Raw genomic sequence first — 14,528 nt, 5'->3', positions numbered from 1 at the left:
CTCTCTTATCAGGAAAAATTTAGTATCTATTACTATTATGGAAAAAAAAGAATTTTTTAAACATAAGAAAGCCAATTAGGAAATTTATCTTGCAATTCTGCTAGATTCGTCTATAATTTTTCTAGCTAATGACTATACCGAATTTGGGGAACCTATTAGGTGACTGACAATATGAAATGGAAAAGGAGAGTTAATAAATGAGCATTTGGTTTACTGAAAAACAAACAGAGAATTTTGGCATTACGATGAAAGTGAATCGTACCTTACATACGGAGCAAACTGAGTTTCAAAAGCTGGATATGATTGAAACGGAAGAGTGGGGCAATATGCTATTGCTGGATGACATGGTCATGACTTCACAGCGTGATGAATTCGTTTACCATGAAATGGTAGCCCATGTTCCTTTATTCACCCATCCCAATCCAGAGAACGTCTTGGTTGTAGGCGGAGGGGATGGAGGAGTCATCCGCGAGATCCTTAAACACCCAAGCGTAAAAAAAGCGACTTTAGTGGACATCGATGGAAAAGTGATCGAATACTCGAAGAAATTCTTGCCTGAGATTGCCGGCATGCTAGAAGATCCACGTGTGGACGTCCAAGTGGGGGATGGCTTCATGCACATCGCCAAAAGTGAAAATGAATATGACGTGATCATGGTTGATTCGACCGAACCAGTCGGACCTGCTGTCAACTTGTTCACGAAAGGTTTTTACGCGGGAATTTCCAAAGCGTTGAAAGAAGATGGGATTTTTGTGGCACAATCCGATAATCCTTGGTTCAAGGCGGATCTAATCCGTGATGTACAACGTGATGTGAAAGAAATATTCCCGATCACTAGCCTTTACTTAGCGAATATCCCGACGTATCCGAGCGGCCTTTGGGCGTTTACGATCGGATCGAAAAAATATAATCCATTGGAAGTGGCGGAAGAACGCTTCCATGAAATCGAAACGAAATATTATACAAAAGAACTTCATCAAGCAGCTTTCGTTCTGCCTAAATTCGTTCAAGATTTAGTGAAATAAGGGGGCCTGGACCATGAGATTCGATGAAGCCTATTCAGGCAATGTATTCATTAAAAGCCATCCTGATTTCGAGGAATCGGAAGCCGTACTATACGGCATGCCAATGGACTGGACAGTAAGCTTCCGTCCTGGTTCCCGTTTTGGCCCGACCAGGATCCGCGAAGTTTCGATCGGTTTGGAGGAGTACAGCCCATACCTGGATCGTGAACTAGAAGAAGTTAAATTCTACGATGCAGGCGATATTCCCCTGCCGTTCGGCAATCCGCAGCGCAGCATCGATATGATTGAAAAGTTTGTCGACGGCGTCTTGGATGCCGGTAAATTCCCATTGGGAATGGGCGGGGAGCATCTTGTCACTTGGCCTGTCATAAAAGCCATGTACAAAAAATATCCCGACATGGCCATCATCCATATGGATGCCCACACCGATTTACGTGAGGATTATGAGGGGGAACCGCTTTCCCACGCCTCGATCATCCGTAAATCCGCAGAGCTTATCGGTCCGAAGAATGTATACTCATTCGGCATTCGCTCCGGTTTGAAAGAAGAGTTCCAATGGGCAAAGGAAAATGGCATGCACATCTCTAAATTCGAGGTTCTGGAGCCGCTGAAAGAAATATTGCCACAGTTGGCAGGGCGTCCTGTCTATGTAACGATCGACATCGATGTCCTCGACCCTGCACATGCGCCGGGAACGGGCACGGTAGATTGCGGCGGCATCACATCAAAAGAGCTTCTGGCTTCAATACATGAGATAGCTCGCTCGGAAATCAATGTCGTCGGCTGTGATTTAGTGGAAGTGGCACCGATTTATGATCCATCCGAGCAAACAGCGAACACAGCAAGCAAGCTGATCCGCGAAATGATCTTAGGCTGGGTTCAAAAAGGCTAAGCACCTGACATTCATAAAAGTACTCTATGGAATAGGCCCTTTCAAAAAAGTCTATCCTGTAGGGTACTTTTGTTTATATGAAGCAAAACAGCTTGGTGGGAAGTAGCTGAATTTGACCGAAGCCTGTTTGCACGAAACTGTGCATGCATGAAAAAATATAGCGTGCCGATACCAATTTTGCAGGATTGTCCATTATTCGTTTCATGCCGCTATACGAATTCCGTATCAAGGGTTGGTGAAGGAAATCCAGGGCAATGGAACCTAAGTGAAAATCCGATTGCTTTTAGATTTTTTAGAATTTCTACTAAAAAGGATAAATTCCCCATACATAAAGTGAATGTTTCACGAGAGTAAATCACTTTTCAGGAAATTCCTCCCTCCCGTTTTCTGGAATTGCACTTTATTTTCCGATGCAAGTTGAAACTTCCTTGAAGAATATTTATACTTATGAAGTTAAGGACGAAGCGATGAAGGAAGTGTAGAGTTGACTCTTCATGATATAGATAAGCAAGCGATTAAAGTGACCTTGCAAACGAAAATCAAGCATGGCTCTAATACGGAAACGTATGAAATGGTTACATTCGGTACAAAAATGTACAAGGGTGCCGATTTGTATTTGCAATATAAAGAGGAAAATGAAGCTGGTCAAATACAAACGACCATCAAGCATAAGATGGACGAAACGATCCTGCTGCGAAATGGCGCCATTAAAATGAGGCAGCTTTTCCGCTTGCAGGGAGCGACAAATGGACATTATGAAAGTATATATGGCAGGTTAGGGTTACAGACGACGACGAAAAAAATTGATCACCAATGGGATGAGCAGGCCAAACAAGGGAAGCTTGTCCTTAAATATACATTACATATGCAGGGAAGCGAACCCGGTCAATATGAAATGACGATTTCCTACAAGGAGGAAGCATAGCACATGAACATAGTTAATGAAGTACAGGAAAAGCTGAAAGAGGAAATCAAAGCTGCCGTCATCAAAGCGGGCCTGGCAGCGGAAGAACAGATCCCGAATGTAGTATTGGAACTGCCAAGAGATAAGTCGCATGGAGATTATTCGACGAATATGGCGATGCAATTAACGAAAATTGCCAAGAAAGCACCGAAGATGATTGCGGAAGCGATCATTGAGAACTTCGACAACTCAAAGGCATCGATTGAAAAGATTGAAATTGCAGGGCCAGGCTTCATCAACTTCTATATGGATAATTCATATTTGACGGAATTGATTCCTGCCATTTTAAAAGCCAAAGAAGCATATGGGGAAAGCGATTTTGGAAAAGGCGAGAAGATCCAAGTGGAATTCGTTTCCGCAAACCCGACAGGTGACCTTCACCTTGGTCATGCGCGCGGTGCGGCAGTAGGCGATACATTATGTAATGTCCTTTCCAAAGCAGGCTATGATGTTTCACGTGAATATTATATCAATGATGCAGGCAACCAAATCAATAATTTGGCGTTTTCGATAGAAGCACGCTATTTTCAGGCACTCGGTCTTGAAAAGGAAATGCCGGAGGGCGGTTATCACGGGGAAGATATCAAGGGCTTCGGTAAAAAGCTTGCCGACGAATATGGCGATAAATATGTAAACGCCGATGAAAAAGAGCGTTTTGATTTCTTCCGTGAATACGGGTTGAAATGCGAGATGGAAAAACTGAAAACGGACTTAGGTAATTTCCGTGTCGGATTCGATGTATGGTACTCCGAGACTTCGCTTTATCAAGATGGCAAGATCGATGAAGCCCTCAATGTATTGAGGGAGAGGGGCCATGTTTATGAGCAAGATGGGGCAACGTGGTTCCGTTCAACCGAATTGGGTGATGATAAGGACCGCGTACTCATCAAACAAGATGGTTCTTACACTTACTTGACACCTGATATCGCCTATCACCGTAATAAACTGGAGCGCGGCTTCGATACATTGATCAATATATGGGGTGCTGACCACCATGGTTATATCCCGCGCATGAAAGCGGCAATCGAAGCATTAGGCTACAAACGCGAGCAGCTTGAAGTGGAAATCATCCAGCTTGTACATCTGTACAAAGATGGCGAGAAGATGAAAATGAGCAAGCGTACCGGTAAAGCCGTCACGATGCGTGATCTTATCGATGAGGTTGGCCTTGATGCCACACGTTATTTCTTTGCGATGAGAAGCGCCGATACGCATATGGACTTCGACTTGGATCTTGCCGTGTCACAATCCAATGATAACCCTGTCTACTATGCCCAATATGCACATGCGCGCATTTCAAGTATTTTGCGCCAAGGTGTGGAGCAAGGAGTCAGCTATGAAGGAATCACGGACTTCTCGGCCCTTTCCACGGAAAAAGAAGTCGAGCTGTTGAAGAAACTGGGCGAGTTTCCGCAGGCGATTGCTGAAGCAGCCGAAAAACGGATGCCTCATCGCATGACGAATTATATCTTCGACCTAGCTTCTACATTCCATAGCTTCTACAACGCGGATAAGGTCCTCGATGTCGAGAAGATGGAAAGAAGTCAGGCACGTCTTGGACTGGTCAAATCCGTCCAAATCACTCTAAGGAACGCGTTGGAACTAATCGGCGTTTCAGCACCGGAAAAAATGTAATCAGTGAAAGCGGCTGTTTCCAAGGAAACAGCCGCTTTTTTGTCATCAGCATTCGACGGAACCGCCGCTCACCCTTTTTACACCGCGCACCTTAGCCAAATCATCAATAAGCTGCAGCATGGCTCGATCCTTCATCTTGGCTTCAATCATGAAATCGACATCTTGCCTAAGCTCCCTGAGTGCTTTGAACAGGGGCATGATGAATTCCATATCGATATAATCGGCATGCGAGCGAAATTCACCCGGTGATTTCGGAGAAGAAATATGGATTTTTGGAACCGCTCCGGCATTGATCCAAGTCGTGAACACCTCGGTAAGCAGCTCATCAAGCGGCTCATCTGACAGGTTTGCCAGATGGTGGTGATAATCGAATACAAGCGGGATGCCCTCCTTTTTGCAAACACATAGCGTTTCTGATGCTGTATAGGTTTTATCGTCATTCTCAAAGGTCATCCTGGCTTTGACGTGCTCTGGAAGCAGCTTTAGATTATCATGTACCCTTATTAACGCTGAATCCTTATCACCGTAAGCCCCGCCGACATGGATATTGATGAATGAAGAGTCCGCGATTCCCATTGCATCGAACATGTTGTAATGGAACTCCATATCTTTTACGGCATTGTGTGTAATCCCTGGTTTGGGGCTCGTGAATAGCGTAAACTGGTTGGGATGAAAGCTCACCCGCATCTTATGATCGGTAACCCATTCGCCAAGCTGCTTCCACTCCTTTTTGAATGGAGTGACGAAATCCCATTCCACGTCTGGATGCGTGGCTAAAGGAACAATTGAGCTGGACATCCGGTAGACTTCTATTTGGTGAGCCGTGTTATATTGAAGCACCCTTAAGGTATTTTCAATGTTTTGCCTTGTCACACTCAAGAGCCGGTCCATTCCCGCTTCCGGACCTAGTTCGCTATAACGCTTGAACGTAACCGTCTTCGCTGGTGATGCCTCCCATAAACAGGTTGCATTGGATACAAACCCAAATCTTATTTTCATTTTGATTTCTCCTTAATCGATGTTACAGAAAAGGAGAAAGGATGGAAGCCAGCGATTCTTTTGCTGCACGAACAACATTCATGGAAGAAAGCTTGTCCCCGTTCATTAGCTTCGATTCAGCAACATCCACTGCCAATTCCTTTTCCACATCTTCAATAAATGCCCGGTCATAAATCAAACAGTTGATTTCCCCATTTAAAAAACAACTTCGTTTATCAAAGTTTGCCGTACCGATGTCACAGATTGTATCATCAATCAGTATCACTTTAGAATGGTAGAACCCTCTCTGGAATTGCATAATGGCGGCTCCTTCTTTTAACAATACCCGGAAATAGGGAAATGAAGCCTCTTTTACGAGTGCATGATCGGAATTTTCGGGAACGATGACCGTCACTGAAACATTCCGTGAAAGGGCCTCCCTTAGTTCGTGGAACAAAGATTTGCTTGGAATGAAGTATGGCGTGCCGATGATGATTTTTTCTTTGGCCTGCCGAATCAACCCGATCAAGGTCTGTTCTAGGTCACAGCCGTTCGTGACGATAACCTGATTTGCCTGGAAACCGGGCATCAGTGTAGGAAAATAGGCAGGCGTTCCCCGATAATCCTCATTCGTATCATGGTACCAGTCCAAGAGAAAGACTTCCTGGAGATCCTGCACCCCTTCACCGGTCATCTTCAAATGGTAATCACGCCAAGGATTCAATTTTGCCCCCTGATCTATATATTCCCTGCCGATATTAAAGCCGCCAAGATAGCCGATTTTCCCATCGATCACCGTGATTTTCCGATGATTCCTTTTTTGTATCGTATAAAAAAGGAAGGGGAGCTTCGGTTTAAAGCTGAAAGAAAAATGAACACCGCTTTTTCTTAGCTGCTGGATGGTTGTCCGTGATATTTTTTTGCTTCCGACCCAATCGGCTAAAAGCCTTACCTCCACGCCCGCTTCCGCTTTTGTTTGCAGCAGCTTTAAAAAGTCCTTACTGAATTGATCATTTTTCACGATATAAAACAGGATATGGACGGAGTCCTGGGCGCGCCTGATTTCATCCATATAATCGTCAAACAGGGTTTTACCTGACGTGAACACGGTCATGTTGCTGCTTCGAGGCGGATATTTAATGTTGGCTGCCTGCTTCATAAAACGCTTATGCCCCAGCCTTAAATCAATCAAGCACCATGTGAAGATCAATAAGAGAATGGAGGCAAGCGTCGTGAGTATCTTCAAAAAAATCCCCCCTACATCATTTCAGTTTAGTTTGGCTCAAATTACCTGTAAGTAACCGTCAAACCTCAGGCAGGGAACAAGCTTTTTTTATGAGAGGGAAGGTGAAATAGACAGAATTGTCGAACTATACTTAAGGAGAGTGCAAATTCCTATTTTTTATGAAGAAAAAAGTTGACTGAATGCTCATTCATTATATAATGGAGGTAATCAAATTTCAGAAAAATGCCAAATTTTCTATTTTATTAAAATGGTTGCTTGGCATTTTACCATTTATGAAGAGGGGGAAGGACTGCATGGAAATGAATGGCTTACTGTGGATCAACTTGATTGCATTTCTGCTTGTAACCGCTTACGCAGCCGGTTTATTTATCTATTTGATAAAAACTCGTTTAGCATATATAAAACTTGGCAAAAAAGTGGAATTCGATAACCGTGTAAAAGATCGTTTAGTGAAAATAGGGGTATATGTGTTTGGGCAGAAGAAGCTCTTCAAAGACAAAAAGAGCGGAATCATCCATGCGATGTTATTTTATGGTTTCATCTTGGTGCAATTTGGCGCACTAGACTTTTTCATTAAAGGATTAAAGCCAGGATGGCATTTGCCATTGGGACCGCTTTATCCTGCCTTTACCTTCTTCCAGGAAATCGTGACGCTTACCGTTCTTGTGGCAATCCTTTGGGCGGGTTACCGCCGTTATGTAGAAAAGCTCGTCCGCCTGAAAAGGGATTTCAAAGCAGGGTTGGTTGTCTTATTCATTACCGGAATCATGATTACCGTGCTGCTGGGGAATGGAATGGGAATGATTTGGCATGAGCATGCTGCAACCTGGTCAGAGCCAGTCGCATCAAGCATAGCCTTCTTATTCGGCTGGATGGGCACATCAGCGGCGACTGCCGTTTTTTATGTAGCTTGGTGGATGCACCTATTGATCATACTATCGTTCCTTGTTTACATCCCCCAATCCAAGCATGCGCACTTGATTGCCGGTCCGATCAATGTATTCCTGAATCGCCTGGACAATCCGGGGAAATTGAAATCGGTCGATTTGGAAGAAGAGATCCTGGACAAAGAAGGCAACCAATATTATGGTTCCAAATACATCGAGGACTTGACGCAATACCAAATGGTCGACCTCTATGCCTGCGTCGAATGCGGGCGCTGTACGAATATGTGTCCGGCAACAGGGACAGGGAAAATGCTATCACCGATGGATATCATCATCAAGATGCGTGACCATTTAACGAATACAGGAGCTGCTGTTACAACGAAGCAGCCATGGGTGCCGTCCTTTGTGTTCGGCAATACGCATGGAAACAAGATCGCTCTCGCCAGCAGCGGCGAGGGTGCCCAGGAATCGGCGGCAGCGACTGAAAGCTACAGCCCGAGCCTGATTGGAGAAGTCATTACGGAAGAAGAACTATGGGCATGCACCACTTGCCGTAATTGTGAAGACCAATGCCCGGTAATGAATGAACATGTCGACAAAATCATCGATATGCGCCGCTATCTGGTCCTAACCGAAGGCAGGCTCGACCCTGATGCCCAACGTGCGATGACAAATATCGAGCGTCAAGGAAACCCTTGGGGACTGAATCGTAAAGAGAGGGAAGATTGGAGAACCCTGCGGGAGGATGTCACCGTGCCTACCGTGAAGGAAATGAAAAAGGCCGATGAAGAGTTCGAATATTTATTCTGGGTAGGTTCAATGGGTTCTTATGATAACAGAAGCCAGAAGATCGCGCTTTCCTTTGCCAAGTTAATGAATGAAGCGGGCGTCAAATTCGCGATTCTGGGAAATAAAGAGAAAAACTCAGGGGATACGCCTCGTCGATTGGGTAATGAGTTTGTATTTCAGGAGCTTGCGATGAAAAACATCGAAGAATTCCAGAAGAACGAAATCACGAAGATCGTGACGATCGATCCTCATGCATACAACATCTTTAAAAATGAGTATCCTGATTTTGGCTTGGAGGCCGAAGTGTACCACCATACTGAGCTGCTGGCAAAGCTTGTAGGTGAAGGCAGGCTGGTGCCTCAATATTCCGTGAATGAAACGATTACATTCCACGATTCGTGCTACTTGGGAAGATACAATGAGGTATATAGCCCGCCGCGCGAAATCCTGCAATCGATCGATGGCGTGAAGCTGATCGAGATGGAGCGCAACCGTGAAAAGGGCATGTGCTGCGGTGCTGGAGGCGGCTTGATGTGGATGGAAGAGGAAACAGGAAACCGCATCAACGTGGCGCGTACGGAACAAGCGCTTGCCGTGAGTCCGACCGTGATCAGCTCGGGATGTCCATACTGCTTGACCATGCTATCGGATGGGACGAAAGCAAAGGAAGTCGAGGAAAACGTAAAAACATATGATGTAGCCGAGCTTCTCGAAAAAGCGGTCATTGGAGATAACAATCCGATCGCATCTTAATCAAAATATGATCGCCTGCTTCTTATATGATCGTTTTATGGAAGCAGGTGATTTTTTTATTTAAATATTTAAATTATTGACAAAATTATGTAAGATAATATTAAGCGCTTACAAAACGTTTGGCTCTTGGTTGAGCGAGCGTTCAATCAATTTTACTTAAGGGAGGAAATAATGATGGCAAAAACAGTGATAATCAGCGGTGTGAGAACACCTTTCGGGAAATTTGGCGGAGGCCTCAGCAGTTTTACGGCATCACAGCTTGGCGGAATCGCGATCAAGGAGGCACTTGAACGGGCAGGGATCGAGGGCAGCCAGGTGGGTGAGGTTATCATGGGGAACGTGCTTCAGGCAGGTCAGGGGCAAATCCCTTCACGCCAAGCAGCGCGGCATGCCGGAATTCCTTGGGAAGTGAAAACGGAAACGATTAATAAAGTATGTGCTTCAGGGCTTCGCAGTGTCACGCTGGCCGATCAAATCATTCGGTTAGGTGATGAGGATATCATTGTGGCGGGTGGAATGGAATCGATGAGCAATGCACCTTACATCCTTCCAAAGGCACGCTGGGGCTTAAGGATGGGCGATGCACAGATGAAGGATACGATGATATCCGATGGACTTAGCTGCAGTTTTACAGGGGTACATATGGGCACTTACGGAAACGGCACTGCCGAGGATCTGGAAATTTCCCGTGAGGAACAGGATGGATGGGCTTACGAGAGCCATCAAAAGGCGCTTAAAGCAATCGATGAAGGGATACTTGCAGAAGAAATCGTTGCCGTACAGGTCCCGGTCAGAAAAGGGGATCCAATTACGCTCGAGCATGATGAAGGACCAAGAAAGGATACATCTGCCGGGAAGCTCGCTAAATTAGGCCCAGCTTTTAATAATGAGGGAACGATAACGGCAGGAAATGCCCCGGGAGTCAACGATGGGGCGGGAGCACTCGTATTGATGAGCGAGGAACGTGCCGAAAAAGAAGGGAAGACTCCGTTTGCCTACATTTTAGGTCATGCCGAAGTTGCCGTTGAAGCGAAGGACTTCCCGAAAACGCCTGGTTTGGTCATCAATGAAATCCTGAAGAAAACAGGGAAATCGGTGGAAGACATCGACTTATTCGAGGTGAATGAAGCCTTTGCGGCAGTGGCACTGGCAAGTGGAAGGATTGCCGGCATCGATGCCGAAAAAGTGAATGTCAATGGCGGTGCAGTTGCCTTGGGGCATCCGATCGGGGCAAGCGGTGCCCGCATCATCATCACGCTCATGCATGAATTGAAACGCCGTGGCGGGGGACTGGGCATAGCCGCAATCTGCAGCGGCGGAGGCCAGGGAGATGCAATCTTAATCGAGGTGCCAAAGCAAAGGTAATAGTTTCATAGATAAGAAGGAGGGTTTTCATGAACATACAAAAAGTGATGGTCATCGGTGCGGGACAGATGGGGTCCGGCATCGCCCAGGTTTGTGCAATGGGGGGCTATGAGGTTTTCTTGCATGATCTAAAAGCTGAATTGGTGGAAAAAGGCTTAGGAACAATCACCAAAAACCTTTCGCGACAGGTCGAGAAAGGAAAAATGAAGGCTGAAGATAAAGAGGCAGCCCTTTCCCGGCTGACCCCGTCGACTGATTTGAAAAATGCAGCCGGAGTGGATTTGGTGATTGAAGCTGCGGTGGAAAATATGGAAATAAAAACGAAGATATTTGCCGAGCTGGACCGAATCGCACCGCAGCATGCCATTCTAGCTACCAATACTTCTTCGCTTCCGATCACGGAAATAGCAGCAAGCACGAAAAGGCCGGGCAATGTAATTGGGATGCATTTCATGAACCCGGTACCAGTGATGAAGCTTGTGGAGGTCATCCGCGGCCTTGCTACAGCGGATGAGGTTTATCAAAAGGTGGAAAAGATGGCTGAAACCTTGAATAAGGTACCGGTGGAGGTAAATGATTTTCCCGGATTTGTAGCGAATCGGATTTTGATGCCGATGATCAACGAGGCCATCTATACGCTATATGAGGGTGTCGCCACTAAAGAGGCGATTGATGATGTGATGAAGCTCGGAATGAATCATCCGATGGGGCCGCTTACCTTAGCTGACTTCATTGGACTCGACACATGCCTATATATTATGGAAACCCTTCACCAAGGACTTGGCGACGATAAATACCGACCGTGCCCGCTGTTAAGAAAATATGTAAAAGCCGGCTGGCTGGGCAAGAAAACGGGCCGCGGTTTTTACGACTATAACTGATCATGCGAAGAATCTGCAGCAAGGGAGGAATGAAGGAATGGATTTCAAGTTTACAGAAGAACAGGAAATGATGCGGAAGATGGTAAGCGATTTTGCGGAGAAAGAAATTGCCCCTCACATAGACGCCATGGAAAAAGGCATGTTCCCAAAAGCGATCCTGCAAAATATGGGCAATCTTGGCTTGATGGGAATTCCCATCCCGGAAACATATGGTGGCGCGGGGATGGATTTCATGTCCTATATCATCGCCATCAACGAAATTTCCAAAGTTAGCCCCACCCTCGGTGTCATACTTTCCGTCCATACTTCTGTCGGAACGAATCCAATCGTTTATTTTGGAACCGAGGAGCAGAAGCGAAAGTATGTGCCTAAATTAGCCGCCGGAGAATATTTAGGCGCCTTTTGCTTGACCGAGCAAAGCTCCGGCTCCGATGCTGCAAGTTTGAAATCCAAGGCGGTGAAGGAAGATGGCCAATATCGAATTAACGGATCGAAAGTATTCATCACAAACGGCGGTGAAGCGGATGTATTCATTGTTTTTGCCTCGACGGATCCTGCTGCAGGCAGCAAGGGGATCTCTGCCTTTATCGTGGAAAAGGGGACTCCAGGTTTAATCATCGGTAAAGATGAACGTAAAATGGGGCTCCATGGCTCGAGCACCGTGCAGGTGACCTTCGAGGATATGAAAGTACCTGTGGGCAATCTGCTGGGCAAAGAAGGTGAGGGCTTCAAAATTGCGATGGCCAACCTGGATGTAGGGAGGATAGGGATCGCGTCCCAAGCCCTGGGTATTGCTGAGGGTGCGATGAAACATGCCGTCCAATATGCAAAGGACAGGGTGCAGTTTAACAAACCGATTGCAGCACAGCAAGGGATCGGCTTCAAGCTGGCAGAAATGGCAACTAACATAGAAGCTTCAAGATTACTTGTCTACCGGGCGGCATTTTTACGCTCAGAGGGCTTGAAGTGCGGCAAGGAGGCAGCGATGGCGAAGCTGTTCGCTTCGAGGACTGCTGTAGAGGTGGCGATAGAAGCCGTCCAAGTATTCGGCGGTTATGGATATACAACGGAATATCCAGTCGAACGCTATTTCAGGGATGCAAAGGTAACAGAAATTTATGAAGGCACAAGTGAAATCCAAAGAATGGTCATCAATAAGAATCTCTAAATACATCAAAAAAGGCAGGGGAAGGTTAACATGCAATTCAAACTAACGGAAGAACATGAAATGATCAGAAAAATGGTGCGCGATTTTGCCCAGAATGAAGTGGCTCCTACCGCTGCCGAGCGGGATGAAGAAGAACGGTTCGACCGTGAGATTTTTGATAAAATGGCCGAACTTGGCTTGACGGGAATTCCGTGGCCTGAGGAATACGGCGGAATAGGGAGCGATTACTTGGCATATTGCATTGCGATTGAAGAACTTTCCCGAGTTTGTGCTTCCACTGGGGTTACTTTATCAGCCCATACTTCTCTTGCAGGCTGGCCAATCTACAAATTCGGATCAGAGGAACAAAAGCAAAAATACCTTCGGCCCATGGCGCAGGGTGAAAAAATTGGCGCATACGGCCTGACTGAGCCGAGCTCCGGCTCAGACGCGGGCGGCATGAGAACGACCGCAAAGCTTGTCGGCGATGAATATATCATTAACGGATCGAAAATTTTCATTACCAATGGCGGTATTGCAGATACCTATGTTGTCTTCGCTTTGACAGATCCCGAATCGAAACAAAAAGGAACGAGTGCCTTCATCATTGAAAGTGATTTCCCTGGTTTCAGTGTTGGGAAAAAAGAGAAGAAGCTGGGAATCCGTTCATCACCGACAACCGAAATCATTTTTGATGAATGCCGGGTGCCAAAGGAAAACCTGCTTGGCAAGGAAGGGGAGGGCTTTAAAATCGCCATGATGACGCTTGATGGAGGCCGTAACGGCATAGCCGCCCAAGCAGTAGGGATCGCCCAGGGTGCATTGGATGCCGCAGTCAATTACGCTAAAGAGCGCGTCCAATTCGGCAAACCTATCTCTGCACAGCAGGGAATCGGCTTTAAACTGGCGGATATGGCAACAGGGGTGGAAGCATCAAGGCTATTAACCTATCAGGCTGCCTGGCTGGAATCGGCGGGCCTTCCATATGGAAAAGAGTCGGCCATGTCGAAACTTTTCGCCGGTGACACAGCAATGAAGGTCACCACGGAAGCCGTCCAAGTATTCGGCGGTTATGGATATACAAAGGATTATCCGGTCGAACGCTATATGCGCGATGCGAAAATAACCCAGATCTACGAAGGTACACAGGAAATCCAAAAGCTGGTCATATCAAGGATGGTTACGAAATAGGGTTGAAAATGAGGTTTTCCGCTTGAGGCACCGCCTTGCCGGAATGCCCTTTTCAATTTTGGGGGATTGTTTTCCGTTGAGAATATGATGCGTTTTTTAAAAGGGGATTGAAAATGGAAAAAAGAGAAGTTCTTGCGTCTGTGAAGGATGAGCGGCTGGTTGAAAAGAGGCGCACACAAATGATCAAAGGGGCGGTGACCCTTTTCAAGGAAAAGGGATTTCATCGGGCGACTACGAGGGAAATTGCCAAAGCGGCTGGCTTTAGCATCGGCACCTTATACGAGTATATCCGAACCAAGGAAGATATATTATATCTCGTTTGTGACTTCATCTATGATGAAGTCCAGGAAAAGCTTCAAAAAGAAATCGAACAAAGTGATGGAACTCTTGAAAGCTTGAAGATGACGATCGCCTACTTTTATAGAGTGATGGATGACATGCAGGACGAAGTGCTGGTGATGTATCAAGAGGTGAAGGCATTGACGAAGGATGCCCTGCCATACGTGTTGAACAAGGAGATCCGCATGGTGGGTATGTTCGAAAAGGTCATAACGAAATGTGTCGAGAACGGGGAACTTTTGCTGACGGAAAAACAAATCAGCCTTCTTTCGCACAACATCTTTGTCCAGGGACAGATGTGGAGTTTTAGGAGGTGGGCTTTGCATAAAGAGTATACGCTCCAGGAATATATCGATGTGCAGACCCAATTATTGATTCAACATGCATCCTTTCATAAAAATGCGGATATCAAGTCGTTTCAATAAGGAGGAGCTAT

General features: G+C 46.0%; 12 protein-coding genes. 10 read left to right on the top strand and 2 right to left on the bottom strand.

Annotation, left to right across the window (positions count from 1 at the left end; translation table 11 throughout):
- Nucleotides 1-197 precede the first annotated feature (197 nt).
- The 4 genes from speE to argS all read left to right on the top strand — a co-directional run bounded on the left by speE (nt 198) and on the right by argS (nt 4,516).
- A complete protein-coding gene (gene speE / locus QNI08_RS13620) occupies nt 198-1,025 on the top strand; it encodes a spermidine synthase (RefSeq protein ID WP_061141311.1) in 828 nt (275 codons plus the stop codon).
- A gap of 13 nt (nt 1,026-1,038) precedes the next feature.
- The gene (gene speB, locus QNI08_RS13615) at nt 1,039-1,917 is read left to right on the top strand and encodes an agmatinase (protein WP_285767958.1); all 879 of its coding nucleotides are present in this window, start codon (nt 1,039-1,041) and stop codon (nt 1,915-1,917) included.
- A 484-nt stretch (nt 1,918-2,401) separates the two neighbouring features.
- A complete protein-coding gene (locus QNI08_RS13610) occupies nt 2,402-2,842 on the top strand; it encodes a YwiB family protein (protein ID WP_285767957.1) in 441 nt (146 codons plus the stop codon).
- Between the two features lie 3 nt (nt 2,843-2,845).
- Nucleotides 2,846-4,516: an arginine--tRNA ligase gene (argS, locus tag QNI08_RS13605; RefSeq protein WP_285767956.1), complete on the top strand. Its 1,671-nt coding sequence runs from the start codon at nt 2,846-2,848 to the stop codon at nt 4,514-4,516.
- Nucleotides 4,517-4,561: 45 nt separating this feature from the next.
- Here the strand turns inward: argS and uvsE are convergent, their stop codons facing one another.
- Both uvsE and cls read right to left on the bottom strand, forming a co-directional pair.
- Entirely contained in the window at nt 4,562-5,515 is a 954-nt protein-coding gene (uvsE, locus tag QNI08_RS13600; RefSeq protein ID WP_285767955.1) for a UV DNA damage repair endonuclease UvsE, read from the bottom strand.
- A 22-nt stretch (nt 5,516-5,537) separates the two neighbouring features.
- A complete protein-coding gene (gene cls / locus QNI08_RS13595) occupies nt 5,538-6,740 on the bottom strand; it encodes a cardiolipin synthase (protein ID WP_285767954.1) in 1,203 nt (400 codons plus the stop codon).
- A gap of 299 nt (nt 6,741-7,039) precedes the next feature.
- On the opposite strand from cls, the gene QNI08_RS13590 reads away from it, so the two are divergent.
- The 6 genes from QNI08_RS13590 (at nt 7,040) to QNI08_RS13565 (ending at nt 14,517) form a co-directional block, all read left to right on the top strand.
- Nucleotides 7,040-9,169, top strand: a complete 2,130-nt coding sequence (locus QNI08_RS13590; protein WP_285768117.1) for a (Fe-S)-binding protein — start codon at nt 7,040-7,042, stop codon at nt 9,167-9,169.
- Nucleotides 9,170-9,343: 174 nt separating this feature from the next.
- Nucleotides 9,344-10,534: an acetyl-CoA C-acetyltransferase gene (locus QNI08_RS13585; RefSeq protein ID WP_285768116.1), complete on the top strand. Its 1,191-nt coding sequence runs from the start codon at nt 9,344-9,346 to the stop codon at nt 10,532-10,534.
- Between the two features lie 29 nt (nt 10,535-10,563).
- Nucleotides 10,564-11,415, top strand: coding sequence for a 3-hydroxybutyryl-CoA dehydrogenase (locus QNI08_RS13580; protein WP_285767953.1), 852 nt, complete (start codon nt 10,564-10,566; stop codon nt 11,413-11,415).
- A gap of 37 nt (nt 11,416-11,452) precedes the next feature.
- Nucleotides 11,453-12,583, top strand: coding sequence for an acyl-CoA dehydrogenase (locus QNI08_RS13575; RefSeq protein ID WP_285767952.1), 1,131 nt, complete (start codon nt 11,453-11,455; stop codon nt 12,581-12,583).
- Nucleotides 12,584-12,613: 30 nt separating this feature from the next.
- A complete protein-coding gene (locus tag QNI08_RS13570) occupies nt 12,614-13,753 on the top strand; it encodes an acyl-CoA dehydrogenase (protein WP_285767951.1) in 1,140 nt (379 codons plus the stop codon).
- A 113-nt stretch (nt 13,754-13,866) separates the two neighbouring features.
- Nucleotides 13,867-14,517, top strand: a complete 651-nt coding sequence (locus QNI08_RS13565) for a TetR/AcrR family transcriptional regulator (RefSeq protein ID WP_285767950.1) — start codon at nt 13,867-13,869, stop codon at nt 14,515-14,517.
- The last annotated feature ends 11 nt before the right edge of the window (nt 14,518-14,528 follow it).

This window comes from Peribacillus folii (genome assembly GCF_030271255.1).
GTDB lineage: Bacteria > Bacillota > Bacilli > Bacillales > DSM-1321 > Peribacillus.
This window is presented reverse-complemented; position numbering and strand designations above follow the sequence as displayed.

Coding starts and splice junctions, on each gene's coding strand:
- QNI08_RS13565 (WP_285767950.1), top strand. CDS start 13,867: ATGGAAAAAAGAGAAGTTCTTGCGTCTGTGAAGGATGAGCGGCTGGTT.
- QNI08_RS13575 (WP_285767952.1), top strand. CDS start 11,453: ATGGATTTCAAGTTTACAGAAGAACAGGAAATGATGCGGAAGATGGTA.
- speB (WP_285767958.1), top strand. CDS start 1,039: ATGAGATTCGATGAAGCCTATTCAGGCAATGTATTCATTAAAAGCCAT.
- QNI08_RS13570 (WP_285767951.1), top strand. CDS start 12,614: ATGCAATTCAAACTAACGGAAGAACATGAAATGATCAGAAAAATGGTG.
- speE (WP_061141311.1), top strand. CDS start 198: ATGAGCATTTGGTTTACTGAAAAACAAACAGAGAATTTTGGCATTACG.
- QNI08_RS13580 (WP_285767953.1), top strand. CDS start 10,564: ATGAACATACAAAAAGTGATGGTCATCGGTGCGGGACAGATGGGGTCC.
- uvsE (WP_285767955.1), bottom strand. CDS start 5,515: ATGAAAATAAGATTTGGGTTTGTATCCAATGCAACCTGTTTATGGGAG.
- QNI08_RS13590 (WP_285768117.1), top strand. CDS start 7,040: ATGAATGGCTTACTGTGGATCAACTTGATTGCATTTCTGCTTGTAACC.
- argS (WP_285767956.1), top strand. CDS start 2,846: ATGAACATAGTTAATGAAGTACAGGAAAAGCTGAAAGAGGAAATCAAA.
- QNI08_RS13585 (WP_285768116.1), top strand. CDS start 9,344: ATGGCAAAAACAGTGATAATCAGCGGTGTGAGAACACCTTTCGGGAAA.